20 protein-coding genes and 1 riboswitch are annotated in these 20,449 nt (G+C 61.3%); of the genes, 9 read left to right on the top strand and 11 right to left on the bottom strand.

Features of this window, described 5'->3' with window-relative positions; all coding sequences use genetic code 11:
* Positions 1-10: 10 nt before the first annotated feature.
* Both NOX35_RS20185 and NOX35_RS20180 read right to left on the bottom strand, forming a co-directional pair.
* Positions 11-697, bottom strand: a complete 687-nt coding sequence (locus tag NOX35_RS20185; protein WP_256494506.1) for a DUF4124 domain-containing protein — start codon at positions 695-697, stop codon at positions 11-13.
* 87 nt (positions 698-784) lie between these two features.
* Positions 785-1,345 (bottom strand): hypothetical protein, encoded by a 561-nt coding sequence (locus NOX35_RS20180; protein ID WP_256494505.1) that lies wholly within the window; start codon positions 1,343-1,345, stop codon positions 785-787.
* Between the two features lie 270 nt (positions 1,346-1,615).
* Positions 1,616-1,784, top strand: a riboswitch (FMN riboswitch).
* Between the two features lie 93 nt (positions 1,785-1,877).
* Between NOX35_RS20180 and NOX35_RS20175 the strand changes: the two genes are divergently transcribed.
* Together NOX35_RS20175 and NOX35_RS20170 are read left to right on the top strand one after the other, a co-directional pair.
* Complete coding sequence (locus NOX35_RS20175) at positions 1,878-2,420, top strand: 6,7-dimethyl-8-ribityllumazine synthase (protein WP_182283875.1); 543 nt, start codon at positions 1,878-1,880, stop codon at positions 2,418-2,420.
* A 240-nt stretch (positions 2,421-2,660) separates the two neighbouring features.
* A complete protein-coding gene (locus tag NOX35_RS20170) occupies positions 2,661-3,797 on the top strand; it encodes a branched-chain amino acid ABC transporter substrate-binding protein (protein ID WP_182283873.1) in 1,137 nt (378 codons plus the stop codon).
* A gap of 145 nt (positions 3,798-3,942) precedes the next feature.
* Here NOX35_RS20170 and NOX35_RS20165 read toward each other — a convergent pair whose 3' ends face one another.
* Complete coding sequence (locus NOX35_RS20165; protein WP_182283863.1) at positions 3,943-4,854, bottom strand: LysR family transcriptional regulator; 912 nt, start codon at positions 4,852-4,854, stop codon at positions 3,943-3,945.
* 108 nt (positions 4,855-4,962) lie between these two features.
* Between NOX35_RS20165 and NOX35_RS20160 the strand changes: the two genes are divergently transcribed.
* From NOX35_RS20160 to NOX35_RS20150, 3 genes are all read left to right on the top strand, one after another.
* Positions 4,963-5,616, top strand: coding sequence for an NAD(P)-dependent oxidoreductase (locus NOX35_RS20160; RefSeq protein ID WP_182283862.1), 654 nt, complete (start codon positions 4,963-4,965; stop codon positions 5,614-5,616).
* A gap of 129 nt (positions 5,617-5,745) precedes the next feature.
* On the top strand, positions 5,746-6,954 hold the full coding sequence (locus NOX35_RS20155; RefSeq protein WP_182283859.1) for a sugar transporter: 1,209 nt from the start codon (positions 5,746-5,748) through the stop codon (positions 6,952-6,954).
* A 71-nt stretch (positions 6,955-7,025) separates the two neighbouring features.
* Positions 7,026-8,075 carry a porin gene (locus NOX35_RS20150; RefSeq protein WP_256494499.1) on the top strand — a complete coding sequence of 350 codons (1,050 nt, stop codon included), beginning with the start codon at positions 7,026-7,028 and terminating at the stop codon, positions 8,073-8,075.
* 106 nt (positions 8,076-8,181) lie between these two features.
* On the opposite strand, the gene NOX35_RS20145 is transcribed toward NOX35_RS20150, so the two are convergent.
* The 3 genes from NOX35_RS20145 to NOX35_RS20135 all read right to left on the bottom strand — a co-directional run bounded on the left by NOX35_RS20145 (position 8,182) and on the right by NOX35_RS20135 (position 12,007).
* Positions 8,182-9,150, bottom strand: a complete 969-nt coding sequence (locus tag NOX35_RS20145; protein ID WP_182283855.1) for a tripartite tricarboxylate transporter substrate binding protein BugE — start codon at positions 9,148-9,150, stop codon at positions 8,182-8,184.
* A 112-nt stretch (positions 9,151-9,262) separates the two neighbouring features.
* Complete coding sequence (locus tag NOX35_RS20140; protein WP_182283853.1) at positions 9,263-10,525, bottom strand: CaiB/BaiF CoA-transferase family protein; 1,263 nt, start codon at positions 10,523-10,525, stop codon at positions 9,263-9,265.
* A gap of 288 nt (positions 10,526-10,813) precedes the next feature.
* Positions 10,814-12,007: an acyl-CoA dehydrogenase gene (locus NOX35_RS20135; protein ID WP_256494498.1), complete on the bottom strand. Its 1,194-nt coding sequence runs from the start codon at positions 12,005-12,007 to the stop codon at positions 10,814-10,816.
* A 197-nt stretch (positions 12,008-12,204) separates the two neighbouring features.
* Between NOX35_RS20135 and NOX35_RS20130 the strand changes: the two genes are divergently transcribed.
* Positions 12,205-13,161 (top strand): LysR family transcriptional regulator, encoded by a 957-nt coding sequence (locus NOX35_RS20130; protein ID WP_256494497.1) that lies wholly within the window; start codon positions 12,205-12,207, stop codon positions 13,159-13,161.
* A 14-nt stretch (positions 13,162-13,175) separates the two neighbouring features.
* On the opposite strand, the gene NOX35_RS20125 is transcribed toward NOX35_RS20130, so the two are convergent.
* Both NOX35_RS20125 and NOX35_RS20120 read right to left on the bottom strand, forming a co-directional pair.
* Positions 13,176-13,829: a TetR/AcrR family transcriptional regulator gene (locus tag NOX35_RS20125; protein WP_182283847.1), complete on the bottom strand. Its 654-nt coding sequence runs from the start codon at positions 13,827-13,829 to the stop codon at positions 13,176-13,178.
* A 312-nt stretch (positions 13,830-14,141) separates the two neighbouring features.
* A complete protein-coding gene (locus tag NOX35_RS20120; RefSeq protein WP_256494496.1) occupies positions 14,142-15,329 on the bottom strand; it encodes an aromatic ring-hydroxylating dioxygenase subunit alpha in 1,188 nt (395 codons plus the stop codon).
* Between the two features lie 316 nt (positions 15,330-15,645).
* On the opposite strand from NOX35_RS20120, the gene tenA reads away from it, so the two are divergent.
* Both tenA and NOX35_RS20110 read left to right on the top strand, forming a co-directional pair.
* Positions 15,646-16,317 (top strand): thiaminase II, encoded by a 672-nt coding sequence (gene tenA, locus NOX35_RS20115; protein ID WP_182283843.1) that lies wholly within the window; start codon positions 15,646-15,648, stop codon positions 16,315-16,317.
* 370 nt (positions 16,318-16,687) lie between these two features.
* Entirely contained in the window at positions 16,688-17,158 is a 471-nt protein-coding gene (locus NOX35_RS20110; RefSeq protein WP_256494495.1) for a hypothetical protein, read from the top strand.
* Positions 17,159-17,167: 9 nt separating this feature from the next.
* Here NOX35_RS20110 and NOX35_RS20105 read toward each other — a convergent pair whose 3' ends face one another.
* A complete protein-coding gene (locus tag NOX35_RS20105; RefSeq protein ID WP_182283840.1) occupies positions 17,168-18,112 on the bottom strand; it encodes a LysR family transcriptional regulator in 945 nt (314 codons plus the stop codon).
* Between the two features lie 87 nt (positions 18,113-18,199).
* On the opposite strand from NOX35_RS20105, the gene NOX35_RS20100 reads away from it, so the two are divergent.
* A complete protein-coding gene (locus tag NOX35_RS20100) occupies positions 18,200-19,138 on the top strand; it encodes a DMT family transporter (protein ID WP_232538002.1) in 939 nt (312 codons plus the stop codon).
* Positions 19,139-19,187: 49 nt separating this feature from the next.
* On the opposite strand, the gene NOX35_RS20095 is transcribed toward NOX35_RS20100, so the two are convergent.
* Entirely contained in the window at positions 19,188-19,928 is a 741-nt protein-coding gene (locus tag NOX35_RS20095) for an LrgB family protein (RefSeq protein ID WP_182283836.1), read from the bottom strand.
* The gene (locus NOX35_RS20090; RefSeq protein WP_182283834.1) at positions 19,925-20,314 is read right to left on the bottom strand and encodes a CidA/LrgA family protein; all 390 of its coding nucleotides are present in this window, start codon (positions 20,312-20,314) and stop codon (positions 19,925-19,927) included. The genes NOX35_RS20095 and NOX35_RS20090 overlap by 4 nt, the downstream gene beginning before the upstream one ends.
* Between the last annotated feature and the right edge of the window lie 135 nt (positions 20,315-20,449).

Below are 20,449 nucleotides of genomic sequence, written 5' to 3'. Positions count from 1 at the left end.
CTTCAGGGGATTACGGTATCGGATGCACGCCGCCGCGGTTGTCATAGCAGCGGAAGACATTGCAGTTGACGATCTTGGCGGGCGGCTGCGATGGCGTGGGACGTGCCGGCGGGTAGCGGTTGGGAGGATAGCCATAGCCCCATTGCGGACGGTTGATTGCATTGGGCTGCAGCGCCCGGCTTTGCTGCAACTGCTGGTAGGCGGCAGCACCCAGGCAGCTCATCTCCATCTGGGCCTGGGCTGCCTGGCTGCGCTCACCCCAGGTGGCTGGGTCGGGGCTGGCTTCGGCCAGGATGGCGTTGTAGCGCTCGCGGGCCTGGCGGCAGGCGGGCGTGTTTTCCAGATTGACTCCGGCCCGGGCCTGGGCTCTCTCGGCGGCCTCGCGTTCCTTGCGCTCCTGCTCTTCACGCTGACGGCGCTGGGCATCGTCGCGCGCCATCTGGGCCTTGCTGCGCTCCCGAGCCTGGCTGGCATTGGCACGCTCGGTCGCAATTTCCTCGGCGCTTTGCGCCGCCTGAATCTGCGTGCTCATTTCGCCCGAGATGCAGCGGCCGTTGGTATAGGTCACCTCGCCGGTCTTGGCATCGACACAGCGCATGACCTGAGCCTGGGCCGTGCCTGCGATCAGCGCCCAGCCCAGCAGCAAGCCCAGCGGCAGCTTGCGCATGATGGCGGCGGGAGATAGAGGCTCTGACATGAACGCTCCTTCAAAGGCGTTTAAGTGCCTGCAAATTATGAAGTGGCGGCAAGAAAAGCAGAAGCGGTGCCGTGCCGCAGCGTCCGGTCAGCGCCAGTCACCGCGAGGAGGAAAGCCTTGTTGCTGGCCTTCGCGTTGGCGTTGCTGCTGGCGCTGATCGCGATCACGATCACGATCACGATCGGCCTGCATGCGGTCACGCTCGCGTTGCTGCGACTGCTGCTGCTGCTGCTCGCGCTCCTGCTGGCGGCGCATCTGGTCTTGGTCACGACGATTCTGGGATTGCTGACGATCCCATTCGCGGCGCTGCTGATCCTGCATACGCTGCTGGTCGCGGTCGCGTTCCATCTGACGCTGCCATTGCTCACGATCGCGCATGTTCTGGGCGCGATCGCGTTCCAGCTCGCGCTGGCGCTCCCATTGACGGCGCTCACGTTCGCGCCATGCCCAGTCATTGCGGTCCTGGCCCTGGTAAACCGGGTAGGCGGGATAGGCCGGATAAACGGGCTGGCTGTTGTAGATGGTGGTGGAGCCATAGCTGCCACCGTAGCCTCCGCCATAGCCGGAGTCATACTCGCCGGGAACCGCGCAGGCCGTGCACAGGGCGGCCAAAGCCCCCATGCTGGCCCAGCGTGTGGGGGTGGACATCAATGCCTGCAAGGATGGTCTCATGGCTTGTCTGGTGAGGTGTGGGTGGGCGCAATCCCTTGTGCTCTTAACGTCCGGCGGCTGTTCCGGGTTGACTTCATGATGCAGAGTGCTCATTAAATGAGAGCTTGATTCGCTTTTTGGGTGTGCGATATGGGCGGTTTTACCTTGATTTTTGGATGGACGCCATAGTGACCCTTTTGTCAAAAGCGCTGCCAAAGCGTCGCTAGAATGACTTCGTCTTGCGGTGAATTCAGGTTCACTGCAAAGCAGCGTTCTCAGGGCGGGGTGCAATTCCCCACCGGCGGTATCTGCGGCAATGCATTGCATTGACTGCGGCAGCCCGCGAGCGCCTGAAGTCTCGCCAGAGGCTGAAGGGTCAGCAGATCTGGTGAGATGCCAGAGCCGACGGTCATAGTCCGGATGAAAGAGATCGCGCAGCATCGGTCCGTGGTGCAGCAGCTATCGCTGCCGCATGGGCAGGTGTACCAGCGCACGCCCTGATTCATTGGAATTTTCTGGAAATACCACCATGAATCAGACCCCTATCTCCATGAATTTTGCCACTCACGCGACTTCCGAAGGTACGCCCTGGAAGACCGTAGCAGGCCGCAGCCGCATTGCCATCATCAGCGCCAGCTGGCACACCGAAGTGGTCTACCAGGCCCGCGATGCTGCCCAGGCCGAGCTTCAGGCACAGGGCGTGCAGGCCGGCAACATCACGCATTTCAGCGTGCCCGGTGCCTTTGAAATCCCGCTGCTGGCCAAGAAGCTGGCGCAAAGCGGTCGTTTCGACGCCGTGATCGCCACGGCACTGATCGTCAACGGCGGCATCTATCGCCATGAATTCGTGACCACGGCTGTGATCGACGGCCTGATGCGCGTGCAGATGGATACCGAAGTGCCCGTGTTCTCCGCCGTGCTGACGCCGCGCGACTTCCATGAACATGGCGATCATGTGGAGTTCTTCCGTCAGCACTTCGTGAAGAAGGGCGTGGAGGTGGCTCATGCCTGCCTGAGCACGCTGGACCAGCATGCCAGGGTGGATGCGATCCTGCAGGCCAAGGCAGCCTGAGCGGCACGTGTTGATGCAAGAACGCCCTAGTCTGGGGCGTTTTTTTGGGGCCCTGCTGCCATTTTGCGAGCAAGGGCTGGCGGCGGGTTTGTCCAGCACAGCCCGGCGCACTTGCCGATCCCTGAAAACACTGATTGTTGTGCCGGTGTAGCACTCGCCGCACCTATGTGATTGCCTCATTGCCAATTGCCTGCCGCGGGGCATAAGGTTGCGTCTTGTCTCAACCGAGTGGAGTGCGCAATGAAGAATTTTGGCAAGTTGTGTATCGCGACAGTCGTAGCAGGTATGGCAGGGGGCGTGATGGCCCAGGAGCAGATCATCAAGATCGGCCATATCGGCCCGACCTCCGGCCCTCAGGCTCACTTCGGCAAGGACGATGAAAACGGCGTGCGCATGGCCATCGAGGACCTGAACGCCAAAGGCATGGAAATCGGCGGCAAGAAGGTCAAGTTCGTGCTGGTGGCCGAGGACGATGTGGCTGATCCCAAGCAGGGCACGGCGGCTTCGCAAAAACTGTGCGATGACAAGGTGGCCGGTGCAGTGGCCTTTGTGAACTCCGGTGTGGCGATTCCTTCTTCCAAGGTGTTCCAGGACTGTGGCATTCCCATGATCACGGGCGCGGCGACCAATCCCGATCTGACCAAACCCGGCTGGAACACCACCTACCGCGTGATTGCCAACGACAATGCCCTGGGTGCGGCACTGGCTAGCTATGCGGCCAAGAATCTCAAGCTCAAGAATGTGGCCGTGATTGACGACCGCACGGCCTATGGCCAGGGCCTGGCCAATGTGTTCAAGAAGGATGCCGCAAAGCACGGCATCAAGATCGTGGCCAACGAGTTCACCAACGACAAGGCCACGGACTTCATGGCCATTCTGACCTCCATCAAGGCCAAGAAACCCGATGCCATCTTCTACGGCGGCATGTATGGTCAGGCCGGCCCCATGCTGCGCCAGATGGCCCAGCTGGGCATGAATGACGTCAAGATGTTTGGCGGTGACGGTATTTGCGTGACCGAGCTGGCCAAGGTGGCTGCCGGCGCCAAGCCGCTGGAGAACGTGGTCTGCGCCGATGGCGGTGCCTCCATTGCCAAGATGCCTGGCGGCACGGAGTGGAAGAAGCGCTATGACGCCAAGTATCCTGGCCAGTTCCAGGTCTACAGCCCCTATTTCTATGACGGCACCATGCTGCTGGCCGACGCCATGAAACGTGCCAATTCATGGGACCCCAAGGTCTATATCCCCTTCCTGCAGAAGTCCGACTTCTCGGGGGTGACCTCCAAGATCCAGTTCGAGAAGAATGGCGAGATGAAGAATCCCAGCTATACGCTGAGCCGCTATGTGAACGGCAACAAGACGCCTATCGACCTGAACTGATTGCCTTGAGTGCACCGGGCCATGTGGTGTGGCCTGTTTTGCAAAGCCTGCGGATGCCTCGCATTTGCAGGCTTTTTTGCTTTCGACCTTTGGGGGGCGGGCCTGGATGGCTGCTGGTTGGGTCCTTGCGTGTGCGAGGATTGCGCTAGTTCTGCATGCCCTCTAGCTGCGCGAAATACTCGCGCAGCACCTCGATGGCCTCGCGCACCTTGGCGGGCAGGCTGTCGCGGCTGGCGGTGACGACCCAGATATCCAGCATGCCCATATCCCAGTCAGGCAGCAGGCGCACCAGGCTGCCCGTTTCCAGGCTTGCCGCCACGTCATGGGCCGAGAGCAGGGCAAGCCCCAGGCCCGCTTCGCAGAACTGCTGCACCGCGCTGCGGTGGTTGCTGACCATGAGCGGCCGCACCTGCAGCCGGTACTCCTGCGCCGTGCCCTGCTGGCGCCACAGAAAGTCGGCCTGGGGATCGTCGCTGCGGCTCATTTCCAGCCAGGGCAGTTGTGCCAGCTCGCTGGGGTGTCGAGGCGTGCTGCCGTGGGCCTTGATCCAATGCGGCGAGGCGCAGAGCACGGTGGCGCTGCGTCCCAGGTGGCGGGCCACCCAGCTGGAATCCTGCAGATTGCCGAAGCGCAGCGCCAGATCCACGCGCGCCTGGATCAGGTCTATGGGAGTGTCATCCATCAGCAGGCGCAGCCGTAGCTCAGGATGCATGGCCAGCCATCGGCGCAGCGCAGGGGCCGCATGCTGGGTAAAGCCGGCCGGGGCAGCCAGACGCAGTTCGCCGCTGGGCCGCTGATGCTCGGCGGCCAACTCGGCGCGAGCCCGGTTGGCCGCTTCGCACATGGCGGCGCACTGTATGTAAAAGCGCTGGCCGGCATCTGTCAGCGTCAGCTGGCGCGTGGAGCGGTGCAGCAGCGTCAGGCCAGCATCGTGCTCCAGCTGACGGATATGCTGGCTGACGGCCGAGGGCGTCATGTCGAGCTGGCGGGCGGCCGCGCTCATGCTGCCGCGCTCCACCACGGCGGCAAAAATGGCCATGCGTCTGAAATCTTCCATGAGGCTATTTTGAAGTGCTGCTTCAAGGTCATGGTGGCTGAAAGGGGTTTTTCTCGCGATTGATGCCGATTAATCTTTAGCTCTTTTGAAGATACAAGGGGTTTTTCCATGAAGGTTGCATTGATTGGCGCCACGGGTTTTGTCGGTGCCGGATTGCTGGATGAGCTGCTGCGTCGCGGTCATGAAGTCGTGGCCCTGGTTCGCAAGGCCGCTGCCGCACGCGAGCATGTGCAGTTCGTCAAGGCCGATGTGCTCAAGGCCGACGAGGTGCAGCGTGCCGTGACCGGTTGCGACGCGGTGGTCAGCGCCTATAACGCAGGCTGGAAAAATCCCAATATCTATGACGATTTCATGCAGGGCTCGCGTGCCATCGTGCAAGGCGTCAAGGCTGCGGGCATCAAGCGCTATCTGGTCGTGGGCGGCGCCGGCAGCCTGTATGTGAATGGCCAGCAGTTGGTGGATTCGCCCAACTTCCCGGCGTTTATCAAGCCCGGAGCCTCGGCGGCGCGCGACATGTTTGCCGAGTTGCAAAAGGAGTCCGCTCTGGACTGGACCATGCTGAGCCCGGCCGTGGGCTTTCATGGCGGCTCCGATGCGCAATCCAGGGGCCGCACTGCCGAGTACCGCACGGGCAAGGACGAACCGTTGATGCAGGCTGACGGTCAGCCCGGCGATATTTCGGTGCAGGACCTGGCCGTGGCGCTGATCGATGCACTGGACAGGAGCAAACACGTCAAGGCACGCTTCACCGTCGCGCATTGATCAGGCCCTGCCTTCGCCAGGCCCGACCCCATTGATTGGCGGGGCAAGGCCGGGCTGTCTGTCCGCTGTCATGCTGCAAGCGCACAATTTCGGGTTTTGCGGCGCCAGACGCCGGCAAGCCTTTATTGCATGACAGAAACCTTGACTGCCCCTATCGAATCGACCCGATCTCCCACCCAGGCCTGGCTCAGCGTGATTGCGCTGGCGCTGGGGGCTTTTGTTTTCAATACCAGCGAGTTCGTGCCGGTCGGCCTGCTCAGCAGCATCGGCGCCAGTTTTGACATGCAGGTCGAGCAGGTGGGGCTTATGCTCACCATCTATGCCTGGGTGGTCGCGCTGGCCTCGCTGCCCTTCATGCTGCTCACGCGCAAGGTGGAGCGGCGCAAGCTGCTGATGGGCGTGTTCGCGGTGTTCGTACTCAGCCATCTGCTCTCGGGTGTGGCCTGGAGCTATGCGTCTTTGGTCATCAGCCGTATCGGCATTGCGCTGTCGCATGCTGTGTTTTGGTCCATCACTGCCTCGCTGGCCGTGCGGGTGGCGCCTCCGGGCAAGAAGGCCATGGCATTGAGCCTGCTGGCCACGGGCACTTCCGTGGCCATGGTGCTGGGCATTCCGCTGGGTCGCATCGTGGGCGAATGGCTGGGCTGGCGCATGACGTTTCTGGCCATTGGCGCGGTGGCGGCGGCGGTGATGCTGGTGCTGGGCAAGCTGTTACCTCTGCTGCCCAGCGAGAACGCCGGCTCCCTGTCCAGTGTGCCCATGCTGTTCAGGCGCCCGGCCCTGGTCGGCATCTATGTGCTGCTGGTGCTGGTGATTACCGGCCAGTTCACGGCGTATAGCTATATCGAGCCCTTTGTGCAGGACGTTGCCGGCCACGCCGGCGATGTGACCACGGCTGTGCTGCTGCTGTATGGCGGCATGGGCATTGTGGGCAGCGTGCTGTTCGGCTGGTTCGGTCTGCGCTTTCCGCGCGGCTTTCTGCTGGCGTCCATCGGTGTGCTGGCGCTGAGCCTGTTGCTGCTGGTCATGAGCAGCACGCAGGTCTGGAGCCTGTATCTGCAAAGCTCGGTCTGGGGCATTGCCATGATCTGCTTTGCGCTGTCCATGCAGTCCAAGGTGCTGAATCTGGCGCCGGATGCCACCGATGTGGCCATGTCCATGTTCTCTGGCATTTTCAATATCGGCATTGGCGGCGGCGCACTGCTGGGCAGCATCGTCAGCCAGCAATGGGGCATGACGCATATCGGCCTGGTGGGCGGCCTGCTGATTGCCATGGGCGGTGCGCTCTGGTTGTTCATGATGCTGAAGCTGGCCGACAGCTTCCGTTTGAAGTCCTAGTTTTGTATACAAAACTGGCCTGACTCTTGCATGGGTGGTTTGTCTCAAATTTTTTAGAGAGGAAACCACCCATGAAAGCGTTTGTCGCTACCTTCACCACCATCGCCCTGGCTGTGGCCAGCCTGTCGGCCCAGGCCCAGAGTTCCGTGCAGCTCACCGGCACCATTGATAGCTATGCGGGCTCCATGAAGCTGGCAGGGCAGGAGCGTGTGGCCTCGGTCGGCTCCGGCGGTTTGACCACTTCCTGGTGGGGTGTGAAGGGCGTGGAAGATCTGGGCGGCGGTCTCAAGGCCGACTTCAATATCACCAGCTTTTTTCGTGCCGATACCGGTACCCCCGGCCGCTTTGATGCCGATCCCTTTTTCTCGCGTGATGCCAATGTGGGCCTGGCCGGCAGCTTTGGCCGCGTGAGCCTGGGTCGTGGCCTGGCACCGAACTTCCTGCCCACGGTGCTGACCAACCCGTTCGGCGACTCCTTCACGGTCTCGCCACTGGTGCTGCATGCGAATATGACGACCGCAGCCTGGGGAACGGACAGCCTGACCACAGCCTCCAACACCGGCTGGAGCAACCAGATCCTGTATTCCACGCCCAGCTTCGGCGGCCTGAAGGCCAATGTGCACTACCAGTTCGGCGAGCAGACCAGCAGTGGCAACAAGGGCAAGAAGAATGTGGGCCTGAACCTGATGTACTTCGGCGGCCCGCTGAGCCTGACCGCGTTCTACGAGCGTGCGCAGATCAACAACCCGGTATCGCTGGCAGTGATGCCGACCAAGAGCAACTGGATGGTGGGCGGCAGCTACGACTTCAGCGTGGCCAAGCTCTATGCCACTTACGGCCAGGCCAAGATCAACGCCCAGGATCGCGAGAACACCACCTACTCGCTGGGTCTGGACATCCCCGTCAGCGGCACGCCCGGTACCTTCAAGGCAGCGGCTGCACGTACCAAGTCGGAAGTGGGCAGCGTCAGCGGCACGCGCACCACAGTCAGCCTGGGCTACGACCATTTCCTGTCCAAGCGCACCGATGTCTATGCCGTGGCCATGTACGACCGCGTGAGCATGGACATTCCCAACAAGTCCGGCACCAGCGCGGTGGTGGGTATCCGCCATCGTTTCTAAGCTGCACCAGTTTCATGCACCAGCACCTTGCTTGTGCATGAGCGGTACAAAGAAAAAGTCCTCGCAGGCATTCACACCTGCGAGGACTTTTTGGGGATGAAGACGCTTAGTCTTCCATCTTCAGGTTCTGCTTTTGCACCACGTTCTTGTAGACGGCCAGCTCTTCGGCCATTTGCTTGGCAAAGGCTTCGGGGGTGTCGGCCATGATGATGGAGCCGCTTTCCTCGATGCGCTTTTTCACCGCAGGATCTTGCACCGCCTTGCGCACGGCGGCGTTGATCTTGTCCACCACTTCCTTTGGCAGGTTCTTGGGGCCAACGATGCCGTAGTACGCCATGCGGTTGACCTGGGGCAGACCCATTTCCTTGAAGGTAGGCACATCAGGCAGTGCAGCCAGACGCTGGGGAGCGGCGACGACGAGGGCCGTCAGGCGCTTTTCCTTGACGAAGGGCAGGGTAGAGGGCAGGTTGTCAAAAATCAGCGGCACCTGGCCGGCAACCGCGTCGTTCAGCGCAGGGCCGGAGCCACGGTAAGGCACGTGGGCTATGTCGGTCTTGGTTTCCAGCTTGAACATTTCCATCATCAGATGGGTGATGGAGCCTTGACCGGGCGATGCGTAAGAGTACTTGCCGGGGTTGCTCTTGACCTCAGCCAGGAAGCTCTTGTAATCCTTGCCCGCAAACTTGGGATTGGCGGCAATGATGTTGGGCGTGGCGGCGATGTTCACGATGGGCGTGAAATCGGTGGCGACGTTGTAGGTGATCTTGGGGTTGATGGCCGGGTTGGTGGCCGTTGTGGACACGGTGGCAATGCCCAGGTTGTAGCCATCGGGCTTGGCGCGTGCCGTTTCAGCTGCGCCAATGGTGCCGCCGCCGCCGCCCTTGTTTTCCACCACCACGGACTGGCCCAGCTCACGGCTCAGTGGCTCGGCAATGACGCGGGCAATCAGGTCGGTCGTGCCGCCAGCGGCAAAGGGAACCAGCAGACGGATGGGCTTGTTGGGATAAGCGCCTTGTGCCTGTGCAGCGCCGCAAAAAGCCATGGCAGCCAGAACGGTGGCTGTGAACTTGAACATCAATGTCTCCTTGGAAAGTGTGATTGGCAGTGCATTTCTGCTGAAATTGCCTGCGGTTTTCGGGGCTTGGGCCCTCTTTTGTTGTCAGGAGGTTGCTTTGGCCGTGAAGGCCTCAAACCACTCCCTGCTCATGCAACGCAACAATGGCGTTGTCATCAAGTCCGAATTCGCGCAGCACCTCATCGGTGTGCTGGCCGAGGGCAGGCGGGGCGTTGCGGTAAGTCACCGGCGTGGCCGACAGACGTATGGGATTGGCGACGGTGGCAATATGGCCAATGCCGTCACTGGCGTTTCGCGGCAGACTTTTCTGAATGCCGCGCGCCCTGACCTGGGGGTCTTCAAAGGCCTGGGCAACGGTGTTGATGGGGCCACAGGGCACGGCCTTGTCTTCCAGCAGCGCAATCCAGTCAGCCGTGCTGCGCTGAAGCATCTGTGGCTTCATCAACGCCAGCAGTGCCGCACGGTTCTGTACACGGGCGGTATTGGTGGCAAAGCGTGCATCCTGGGCCCAGCCGTCCTGGCCGATGGCTGCGCAGAAGCGCGCGAACTGACCGTCATTGCCGATGGCCAGCAGCACATTGCCGTCCAATGTCGGAAAGTCTTGATAGGGCGCCAAGCTGGGATGGGTGTTGCCGGCGCGGCCCGGCGCCTGGCCGGTGGCCAGAAAACCTGCAGCCTGGTTGGCCAGCACAGCCATGCCCACATCCAGCAGCGCCATATCGATGTACTGGCCCTGACCGCTGCCGTTTCTCGCATTGTCACGGGCGTTGAGCGCGGCCAGGATGGCGTTGCTGGCATAGAGCCCCGTGAACACGTCGATCACGGCCACGCCGACCTTGAGCGGGCCTCCGCCGGGTTCGCCATCTGCATGGCCGGTGATGCTCATCAGGCCGCACATGGCCTGCACCATGAGGTCATAGCCGGCGCGCTCGGCGTAGGGGCCGTCCTGGCCGAAACCTGTGATGGAGCAGTACACCAGGCGCGGGTTCAGAGCCTTGAGACTGTCATAGTCCAGGCCGTATTGCGCGAGTCCTCCGGTCTTGAAGTTCTCCACCACCACGTCGGCCTCTTGCGCCATGCGCTGCAGCAGAGCCCGGCCCTCGGGGTGGGCCATGTCCACGGTGATGGAGCGCTTGTTGCGGTTGCAGGCCGTGAAGTAGCTGGCTTCGCGGGTGTCGTTGCCCGCATCGTCCTTGAGGAACGGAGGGCCCCAGTGGCGCGTATCGTCGCCGGCAACCGGGCGCTCCACCTTGACCACATCGGCACCCAGATCGGCCAGCATCTGCGTGGCCCATGGACCCGCCAGCACGCGCGACAGATCCAGCACCTTGATGCCTGCCAGTGCGCCGGTGGGAGTGGTGGAGCTTGCGTTCATGTCGGATGATCCCGTAAAGCGAAACAATGAAATAAATAGCTGCTTGCGCTTTATTTGTCTGGGTTCTGAGCTGAAAACTATTCAAAACCCAGACAAATCAAACGGTACTAGCTCGTTAATAGATAGTGAGCAGAAGGTGTCGGTGACAGCAATCTTTGCCATCATCCCGAGGCCAGGGCAACAAGCAAGGGCCTGGGCGGCCCCGCCGCCCCGCAGCGAGGTTGCCGTCCCCCTCCGGCGCGAAGCGCCAGGGAGGGGGAAAGCGGCGTAGCCGCTCAGGGGGAGCCATCAGTTGGCAAACGCCGCAATGCCGGTCTGGGCGCGACCCAGAATCAGCGCATGCACATCGTGCGTGCCTTCATAGGTGTTCACCACTTCCAGGTTCACCAGGTGGCGGGCCACGCCGAACTCGTCGCTGATGCCGTTGCCGCCCAGCATGTCGCGCGCCATGCGGGCGATGTCCAGCGACTTGCCGCAGTTGTTGCGCTTGATCAGCGAGGTGATCTCGATCACGTTCTGGTGCTCGTCCTTCATGCGGCCCACGCGCAGCGCGGCTTGCAGGCCCAGCGTGATCTCGGTCTGCATGTCGGCCAGCTTCTTCTGGATCAGCTGGTTGGCGGCCAGTGGGCGGCCGAACTGTTTGCGGTCCAGCGTGTACTGGCGGGCGGTGTGCCAGCAGTCTTCTGCCGCACCCAGCGCGCCCCAGGCAATGCCGAAGCGGGCGCTGTTCAGGCAGGTGAAAGGGCCCTTGAGGCCGCGAACATCGGGGAAGGCGTTCTCTTCAGGGCAGAACACATCGTCCATCACGATTTCACCGGTGATGGAGGCGCGCAGGCCCACCTTGCCGTGGATGGCCGGGGCGGACAGACCCTTCATGCCCTTTTCCAGCACAAAGCCGCGGATCTGACCCACAGTGCCGTCTTCGCTCACTTCCTTGGCCCAGACCACGAACACGTCGGCCACAGGGCTGTTGGTGATCCACATCTTGTTGCCCTTGAGGCGATAGCCGCCGTCGACCTTGTAGGCGCGTGTGGCCATGGAGCCAGGGTCGGAGCCGTGGTCGGGCTCGGTCAGGCCGAAGCAGCCGATGAACTCGCCCGAGGCCAACTTGGGCAGGTATTTCTGCTTCTGCGCTTCGGTGCCGAATTCGTTGATGGGCACCATCACCAGAGACGATTGCACGGAGGCCATGGAGCGGTATCCCGAGTCCACACGCTCGATCTCGCGCGCCACCAGGCCGTAGCTCACGTAGTTCAGGCCCGCGCCACCGTATTGCGTGGGGATGGTGGGGCCCAGCAGGCCCAGCTCACCCATCTCGCGGAAGATGCTGATGTCCACGGACTCGTTGCGGAACATGGCTTGCACGCGAGGCTTGAGCTTGTCCTGGCAGTACTCGCGCGCTGCGTCGCGGATCATGCGCTCGTCTTCGGTCAGTTGCTGGTCGAGCTGGAAGCAGTCGTCCCACTGGTAGCCATTGGCCATGTTCATCTCCTGAATGCAAGGTGTCGGGTTGCAGGCGCATTTCCGCCTGAGTGCTTGCACACATATTAGGTTTGCAGAACAGGGGCTGGCAAACGATGAATAATCATCTATGGATGAGTAAAACGCATGTATAAACGAATTATTCAGGGTTTTCCCGTTGTTTTGAAATTGATTGATGCGTTCTAGGCACAAGAGATATGCGCAGAGTTCTCCCTTCCACCCAGGCCCTGGCCTGCTTTGAATCGGCCGCCCGCCATGTCAGCTACACCAAGGCCGCACAGGAGTTGTCGCTGACGCAAAGTGCCGTCTCGCGCCAGATCATTGCGCTGGAGGAGTTTGTGGGCGTGGCCCTGTTCAAGCGCACGCGCCATGGCGTGCTGCTCACCGATGCGGGCCGGCATTACTCCACCCAGGTTGGTCGCTGGCTGCAGGGGCTGGAGCGCGACACGCTGGATCTGATGAGTCATCAGGGCGAGGGTGGCCCCATCAATCTGGCGGCAGTGCCCACCTTTGCCACACGCTGGTTGCTGCCGCGCCTGCCGCAACTGGCCCAGCAGCACCCTGACATCACAGTGCACATCGACGTGCAGACCCGGCCGTTTCTGTTTGCCGACACCGTGTTTGACGCAGCCCTTTATGCGGGCACGCCCGAGCAGGTGGCCCGCTGGCCCGGCGTGCAAGCGCAGTGGCTGATGGACGAGGAAGTTGTGCCCGTGTGCAGCCCGCAACTGCTAGCCACGGCCCAGCAGCGTGATCCAGGCCGCGCCTGGCTGCCGGTGGGCCCCGAGGTGATTGCGCGCCTGCCGCTGCTGCAGCAAAGTACGCGCCCCCAGGGCTGGCGCCAGTGGTTCGACGCGATGCATGTCGATGCACCGCGCGCGCTCGACGGCATGCGGCTCGAACTGTTTTCCATGCTGGCCGTGGCCGCCAGCCAGGGGCTGGGCGTGGCGCTGATCCCGCCCATGCTGATCGAGCAGGAGATCGCGCGTGGCGATCTCATCATCGCCTGCCCCCAGCCGCTGCGCGGCAACCGCGCCTATTACCTGGTAACGCCTGCGCTGGCGGCCGAGGCACAGCCATCTCCGGCGCTGCGGGTGTTCAGCCAGTGGCTGCAGGGCCGCGCACAGGAAATTCGTGGTGGAAAAACAGAGTGATTGAACTGGCTGCGTTATGCCTTTTTTGAGACGAAGCTTGAAGTGCTGATGAGTAGTAGTACATCGGCAGCGATACGCCGCATCCAGTGGCTGTTGATCTTGAGGTCTGGCTCGGTAAAGGCTCTGCTGAAGGTGGGGCGGACAATCTGTGCGTAATTGAGGCTGCCCAGAATAATGGTCAGCAAAGCAACGGCAGCGATGTCTTGACGTAGCAATCCGGCTGCCTGACCTTCCTCAATCAAGGCCACACTCAGAAGCAAAAAGGTCTCTAGCGGCCGGGTATGAGCCAGTTCAATGCGCTCGGAATTGTCCAACAGCTCGCGAGTAATGAGTTTGAAGCCCGAAGGGCGGGCCTGCATCCATTCGATCTGCAGCAAGATGAAGGCCTGCAGGCGCTGTTGCAGCAGCGCCTCGGACTGGACGCCTTGCTCCATGCGCTGCATCAGCTCGTGTGCCTGAGCCTCGAGCACGGTGCGGTACAGCACTTCCTTGCTGGGAAAGTGGTGCAGCAGGCCGGGGTTGCCGATCTGGCAGTCCCGGGCGATGGCCGATAGTGATGCCCCCTGAAATCCGTGGTCGGCAAAATGCTGTTCGGCACGATCCAGGATCAGTTCTTTACGAGAGAGCGGTTTGCAGGGCATCCAGTGATTATAGAAATGGGAGGGCACAGGCCGGAGGGCGGCGCGTGTGCAGTGGCTCGTTCAGTTGATGGCCCGCTCTTGTCCCGCCCAGTACGGTGCGCGCAGTTGGCGCTTGAGCAGCTTGCCTGATTCCGTGCGCGGTAGGCTTGTCAGAAAGTCCATGCTTTTCGGGCGTTTGACGTACCCCACTTGCCTGACGAAGTGCTGCGAGTGCCGATACGGTCCAGAAACTTCGTGTCGATGATCAGCACGCGGGCGTCCGAATCTTCAAGCACAACAGGTGGTCGTGGCTCAACCTAATGCAGCAGTAAACGCAGAGGCAAATGCAGAGGTCAGGGGTCAGCTAGAGGCTGTCTTCACAGGCTTATGGCTCGGAGGGCGGGGGTGGAGCGAGTCCAGCTGCTGTTGGAGTTGCGTGTGAAAGCGGGGCGCACTGTACTCGAAAGAGCCAAAGGTGAGGCTGTCATTGGCGCCTGATGCCAGGCCGGCCTGTATGGACTCAGCGAGGGCGTAGTCTTCGGCCAGGGTTCGGCGGTAAAGGTCCACGTTGGCGTTCCAGTACGCTGCGGCCTTGTCTGTGGCGGGCTCGGTCGGAATCAGTGTGATCTCATGAATCCGTGTGCGGGAGGCGCTGAGCGGCTCCAGGTAGCTGAGCTGCCCGTGGTCGGGCTGGACCAGGATCATCGTGTTGGGAAAGAAGTAATAAGTCAGGTTGCCATACTTGCGCGGGTCGAAGCCGTTTGCTTCGGGTTGCTCTTTTGGAAAGCGGGACTTGATGAGGTACAAGCGCCGGTGCAGGTCAAATTCGTCCACCAGTTGCAGGTTGTTCATGAACATGTGGGCAATGGTCTGGCGGTGCGCAACCTTGAAGTGATAGGCTTCAAAGATGCCATCTGTCAGCAGCTTCCAGTTGGCGTTGACTTCGAGCGAGCGCTGCGCATAGGACACGGGGGAGTGGAGCCCGTCCAGCGACTCCAGGTTTTCCATGAGCGGACCCAGGTGTGTGTCGATATCTCTGATGGGTGATGTGGGGTCCAGCACCACCCAGATGACGCCGCCCCGCTCGACGGCGGTCAGCCCTTTGAGACCGGATTTCTCTTTCTTCAGTTGGGGGAAGCCGAAGGAGTCGGGAACACCTCGCAAGCCACCATCGGGCTGGTAAGTCCATGCGTGGTAGGGGCAGGTGAAGGCTCGTGTTTCGGTGCCGCTGCCCTCGGCCACAACGCGTGCGCCGCGGTGGCGGCAGACATTCAAGAACGCGTGGACGGCTCCGTCGGACTGCCTGACCAAAAGCAGCGGAACATCAAATGGAGTCAGCGACAGCCAGGCGCCGGGCGTGGGAATGGATGAGCTACCGGCCACGGGCTGGGGAAACTGGCGCAACAAGCGCAATTCCTGGGTGGTCTGCTCGTCGCTGGTGTATTGGGAGACTGCGACCTGTCCGCCCTGTGTATCGGCGTCGGCCAGTCCGGTTTGCATGGCATGTGTGGCGCGGCGGTAAAGCTCGTTTGCAAAATGGATGTCCATTCCCCTGCCTCCTTGCAATACATGTGATGTTTTGGTGATTCCTTGATTCAAGTCTATGAACTGACTGATCAGTCGGTCAATGGGGCTGACGAGGTTTTTGGAGCCTATGGTTTCCCCTGCCTTGTTCATCGCTTTGGCGCTCGTGTGAGTCGACGGACAAGTTCGAGGGGGAATGGAGCACATCCGCTGCAATACAGCTTTGACCTCAAAGCCGCAGCGGTATGAATAGCAAATGGCTTATTTCAGGTAAAAACAGTTTCTAGAGCAGTCAGCAAAGCGCTGGCTGCTATGAATTTTTGCAATGGAGAGTCGAATCATGTCCTTCAGCCAAAGCCTGTGGAATGCCAACCAGGCGCTGTTTCAAAGCACCCTGGAGCTGCCCTTCAACCAGGAACTGGCGGCCGGCACGCTGAGTCGGGAGCGTTTTTGCCACTATATGATTCAGGATGCGCACTACCTCGTAGCCTATGGCCGCGCGCTGGCCGTGACGGCAGCCAAATCCGATAACGCCGAAGGCGTGGTGCAGTTTGCCAATGCCGCCAATGAGGCCGTGGTGGTGGAGCGGGCCCTGCATGGCGGCTTCATGCGCGATTTCGGCATCACGCCCGAGCAGTTTGCGGCCACGCCGCTGACGCCGGCCTGCCATCACTACACCAGCTATCTGTTGGCCACGGCCTGGAGCGCCACTTACCCGGTGGCCGTGGCCGCGCTGCTGCCCTGCTTCTGGATTTATGCCGAGGTGGGGCGCGACATTCATGCGCGCTCGGCCAAAGACAATCCATATCAGGCCTGGGTCGATACCTATGCCAGCGAGGAGTTCCACGCGGCGGTGCGCGGCGTCTGCGCCACGGTGGATCGTCTGGCAGTCGATGCGAGCGAGGCCACACGTGCGGCCATGCATGCAGCCTACAAGGATGCGGCCCGGCTGGAATGGCAGTTCTGGGACAGTGCCCATCGCCTGGCCGATTGGCAAGGGCCGCTGCGCTGAGAGCCTGGTGGCCCGATGGGGGTTGATTAAAAAATGATCAGCCTCCCGATTGTCCTGCGCTGACAAGGACTTAGCTTGCTTATTCAAGGTGTTGCCGGGGTTTGTCCACAAGCTTGTAGTGATTTGATGGGGAAAACTGGGCTGCAGTCCAATTTTGGCAAGCATGAGCTGCTATGAAATGCGGAGTTGGCAGGCTTTGAGTGTCTTGTGGTGTGGTTTGCTTAAAATTTAAGCGCGTATTGAAAAGTCGTTGCAGAACAATGGCTTGATATGCTTATCCCGGTGAGTGGTTGGTATTGTCCACAAGCTTGTAGCGGGCGAATGGGGATATCCCGATACGATGCCCGGTAAAGCATCGAGGGAGAGGGAATTGACGAAATCGACATACCAGGCCATTGTTCTTGCCTCCATGCTCATCCCTGTGGCGGGCCTGTGCCTGGATTCCTTTTACCCACTGATCCCGGCGAGTCTGAAGTCGGTGTATGACAGCATGGTGCAGTTCGGTGGCATCAAGAGTCATCCGCCAGGGGTATGGCTTGCCATGGCGGTGGTGACTGTGACCATGCTGGTGTCTTTTTACGGGCAGCTGCGCTTCAGGAACTGGGCGCCGAGTCTGGCTGTCAGCTCGACGCTAGCCTGCTTGCTGGTGTCCTGTTTTACGGGGCCTGTCTTGCAATCGGGTCTGGGCAGCGCTGTCGCCAGTGTCGGCACTCTGCTGAGCGGTATGGCTCTGATCCTGCCTTATGCCTGCGCTGACGTGCGTGCGCTTTTCTGGCCGCAAGCCGCTGCAGCGACTGTCGATACGGCTGGCCATCAGGCCGCTGCGACTGGGCCAGTTTGAGTCATGGGTTTAATGCTTGCCTGCCTCGACCAGATGATCGATCAGCGCCCGCACCTTGAGCGGCAGGTGGCGCGAGGGCATATACAGTGCATAAGCGGTGCGCGGCGCGTAGTTGCCCGTCAGCTGCCAGTCGGGCAGAACCTGTACCAGCGCGCCACTGTGCAATACGGCCTGGGCGGCAAAGTCTGCCACCAGGCCTATGCCCTGGTGCTGCAGCGCCAGATTGATGATTCCGGTGCTGCTGTCCATGGACAAAGGAGAGTGAACAGCGACCTCGGTCACGACAGCCTCTGGACTGCGAGCATGGCCGTGCATCCATTGCAGCCGGCTCTGAAAGTCGCCATAGCCCAGCGTGATGCATGCCACGCCATGCTCGCGTCCCAGCTCCTGCGGATGCTCGGGCGGCTTGATCAGGCCCCTGAGGTAGGCTGGCGAGGCCACGGCGATATAGCGCACCTGGCGCAGCTCGCGCGCCACCATATGCGGCGGCAGCTGTTCGGGTCGGGTCAGGCGAATGGCCAGATCCAGGCCTTGCTGAGCCAGGTCCTGCATCTGGTCGCTGAGGCTGACGGCGACCTCGAGCTCGGGCCATTGACGGCGCAGGGCGGGCAGCTGTGCGCTGAGCCAGATTTCCCCAAAGATGGTCGGTGCCGTCAGCCGCACCGTGCCGCGCGGAACGCCGCTGTAATGGCCGGCAATGGCATGGATATCGCTGGCGGTCTGAGCCAGCTGGCTGCAGGCGGCATAGATCTCGGCACCCAGCTCGGTCAGGGACAGGGAGCGGGTCGTGCGATGCAGCAGCTGCACGCCCCAATGGGCTTCCAGTCGGCCCACGCTGCGGCTGACGGCCGAGGTGGTCAGATCCAGTTGCCGTGCGGCGGCGGCAAAGCTGCGCAGCTCGACTACCTTGGCGAAAACCAGCATTTCAGGCAGCAGGCCGGGCTCTGTGCTCATGGTTCGGATTGATTGTTGATTTGTAGGTAATAGTAAGTGGAATAAGGCTGTATTGATGCTTGGGTGTGATTGATGGACCATGCCATCATGACTTCCCAGACCTCTTCCTCTTTGCAAGTGCTGGCTTCCAAACCAGCTTTGGCCGCCACCTCTCCGTCCAATGCAGCTGGCGGCAACTGGCGCATGGTGCTGGCCATGGCGCTTTCTGGAACCATTGGCCTGCTGGTGTTGGAGAGCGGCCTGCCCGTGCTGTGGGTGGTCTGGTTGCGTTGTCTGCTCGGCGGCCTCGGGCTGGCAGCCTGGGTGCTTTGGTCTGGCCAGTGGTCCAGGCCGACCTGGCGCGAGAGCGGCTGGCTCTTGCTAGGGGCTGCGGCGCTCATCGTCAATTGGCTGTGCCTGTTTCGTGCCTATGAATACAGCGGCATTGCCATTGCCACGGTGGTCTATCACGTACAGCCCTTCTTGCTGTTGCTGCTGGCGGCTCTGTTGCAGGGCGAGCCTCTGCCTCTCAGTCGGCTGCCATGGCTGGTATTGGCGCTGGTAGGCGTAGGTTTGAGCAGCGGTCTGATCGGGCTGACTGACCAGCAGGCGTCGCAAGGGCAATCCCTGGGCATTGTGCTGGCACTGCTGGCCGCCGGTCTTTATGCCATGGCCACCCTGGCCACACAGCGGCTCAGGCGGCTTGCGCCGGCGCAGATTGCCATGCTGCAGATGCTGGTGGGTGCGCTGAGCTTGCTGCCCTGGGTGTGGGAGCTGCGCGCCCAGGCACTCTTCAGTCCCAAGGTCTGGGTTGCGGTGCTGTTGCTGGGCCTGGTGCATACGGCCTGGATGTACACGCTGATGTACACGGCATTTCAAAGACTTCAGGCGCAGGCGATCGCCGGCCTGTCCTTTATTTACCCCGTCATGGCTTTGCTGGTGGATTTGCTCTGGTTTGGTGCCAAGCCGCAGCCGGTGCAGTGGCTGGGGATGGCGCTGATTCTTGGGGCGCTTGCAGCCTACCGACGTAGCGAGCGTAAAAGTTAGTCAAAAATAGCTGCCAGCGGTTATTTACCAAGCGCTGGCAGCTATTGTTTTAGATCCAAGGGGTAATCGCCAGCACCAGTGGCATCAGTACAGCCGTTGCCACGCCGTTCAAGCCCATGGCCAAAGCGGAGAATGCTGCGGCCGTGGGGTTGAGCTGAATGGCGCGTGCCGTGCCAATCGCATGGGCCGTAAGTCCGATGGCAAAGCCCTGAACCGCTGGATCCTTGAGACGCAGGACGCGGCACAGCAGCGGTGCCATCATGGTGCCGCTGATGCCGGTAATGGCCACGGCCACGGCGGCCAGCGAGGGTGTTCCGCCAAAGCGCTCGGCCATGGGCAGGGCGATGGGAATGGTGGCCGACTTGGGCGCCACGGCGATCAGCGTAGCTTGCGAGCCGCCAAAGGCCCAGGCAATGCCCAGCGCTGAAAAAAGAGCGACCAGACAGCCCACCAGCAACGCGACACTGATGGGCAACCACAGCTGACTGATGCGCTCGCGCTGGGCGTACAGCGGGATCGCCAGGGCCACGGTGGCCGGGCCTATCATCAGACCCAGCAGGGATACGCCGTTTCGATAGGTTTCATAAGGCGTGCCCGTGAGCAACAGAATCGCGACGATGACGACCACGCCGGTAAACACCGGAATCAGCATGGGGCGGTTGCCGCTTTTTCGGTAGATGGCCATGGCCGCCATATAGACCAGCATGGTCAGCACCAGCCAGGGCAGGGGCGAGCCTTCGGCCAGGCTCAGCCAGGCGGTGTGCAGGCGTTCAAGCAAAGGTGTGCTCATGCGCCGGGCTCCTGCTTTGCGGCGGAATCGTCATCCGGCTTGCGAGTGCGCTGGCGCTGCAGGCAGAAGCGGAAGGTGAGGGCGGTTGCGGTGAATGTGATGGCAGCTCCGGCAATGCAGGCCAGCACAAACGGCAGCCATTCGCGGCGCAGGTGGTCGAATTCCAGCATCACTCCCGCAATGACGGGGATGAAAAGCAGCATCATGTTCTGCAACAGAACCTGGGCAGTATCTTCCAGTGTCTTGGGTAGGCGTTTGTAAAACAGCAGACCCAGCAGCAAAAGCAGGATGCCGATCAGCGCACCGGGCAGGGGTAGGCCCGTGACGCGGGCCAGGAACTCTCCCAGTAGCTGAAAGGCGAAAAGTACAGCAAGCGCATACAGCATAAAGGTGGTCAGCTCCTGAAATGAAGAGTCGCAGCCGATGGCTGGGCTGCCAGGTCGGTGTGGTGGGGATTGTCGGGTGAATAAAGGTAAAGCAGGCGTGCAGCTATTGCGCGTCGCAGATGACAGGTTTATCTT

Origin of the sequence: Comamonas sp. C11, assembly GCF_024496285.1 — a bacterium.
Lineage (GTDB): Bacteria > Pseudomonadota > Gammaproteobacteria > Burkholderiales > Burkholderiaceae_C > Comamonas > Comamonas testosteroni_F.
The sequence above is the reverse complement of the archived record's forward strand: the minus strand, read 5'-3'. Positions and strand labels throughout refer to the sequence as shown.

Bases quoted from the DNA above. Each gene is read 5' to 3' on its own strand.
- NOX35_RS20185 (WP_256494506.1), bottom strand. From the start codon at position 697: ATGTCAGAGCCTCTATCTCCCGCCGCCATCATGCGCAAGCTGCCGCTG.
- NOX35_RS20180 (WP_256494505.1), bottom strand. From the start codon at position 1,345: ATGTCCACCCCCACACGCTGGGCCAGCATGGGGGCTTTGGCCGCCCTG.
- NOX35_RS20175 (WP_182283875.1), top strand. From the start codon at position 1,878: ATGAATCAGACCCCTATCTCCATGAATTTTGCCACTCACGCGACTTCC.
- NOX35_RS20170 (WP_182283873.1), top strand. From the start codon at position 2,661: ATGAAGAATTTTGGCAAGTTGTGTATCGCGACAGTCGTAGCAGGTATG.
- NOX35_RS20165 (WP_182283863.1), bottom strand. From the start codon at position 4,854: ATGGAAGATTTCAGACGCATGGCCATTTTTGCCGCCGTGGTGGAGCGC.
- NOX35_RS20160 (WP_182283862.1), top strand. From the start codon at position 4,963: ATGAAGGTTGCATTGATTGGCGCCACGGGTTTTGTCGGTGCCGGATTG.
- NOX35_RS20155 (WP_182283859.1), top strand. From the start codon at position 5,746: ATGACAGAAACCTTGACTGCCCCTATCGAATCGACCCGATCTCCCACC.
- NOX35_RS20150 (WP_256494499.1), top strand. From the start codon at position 7,026: ATGAAAGCGTTTGTCGCTACCTTCACCACCATCGCCCTGGCTGTGGCC.
- NOX35_RS20145 (WP_182283855.1), bottom strand. From the start codon at position 9,150: ATGTTCAAGTTCACAGCCACCGTTCTGGCTGCCATGGCTTTTTGCGGC.
- NOX35_RS20140 (WP_182283853.1), bottom strand. From the start codon at position 10,525: ATGAACGCAAGCTCCACCACTCCCACCGGCGCACTGGCAGGCATCAAG.
- NOX35_RS20135 (WP_256494498.1), bottom strand. From the start codon at position 12,007: ATGGCCAATGGCTACCAGTGGGACGACTGCTTCCAGCTCGACCAGCAA.
- NOX35_RS20130 (WP_256494497.1), top strand. From the start codon at position 12,205: ATGCGCAGAGTTCTCCCTTCCACCCAGGCCCTGGCCTGCTTTGAATCG.
- NOX35_RS20120 (WP_256494496.1), bottom strand. From the start codon at position 15,329: ATGGACATCCATTTTGCAAACGAGCTTTACCGCCGCGCCACACATGCC.
- tenA (WP_182283843.1), top strand. From the start codon at position 15,646: ATGTCCTTCAGCCAAAGCCTGTGGAATGCCAACCAGGCGCTGTTTCAA.
- NOX35_RS20105 (WP_182283840.1), bottom strand. From the start codon at position 18,112: ATGAGCACAGAGCCCGGCCTGCTGCCTGAAATGCTGGTTTTCGCCAAG.
- NOX35_RS20100 (WP_232538002.1), top strand. From the start codon at position 18,200: ATGACTTCCCAGACCTCTTCCTCTTTGCAAGTGCTGGCTTCCAAACCA.
- NOX35_RS20095 (WP_182283836.1), bottom strand. From the start codon at position 19,928: ATGAGCACACCTTTGCTTGAACGCCTGCACACCGCCTGGCTGAGCCTG.
- NOX35_RS20090 (WP_182283834.1), bottom strand. From the start codon at position 20,314: ATGCTGTATGCGCTTGCTGTACTTTTCGCCTTTCAGCTACTGGGAGAG.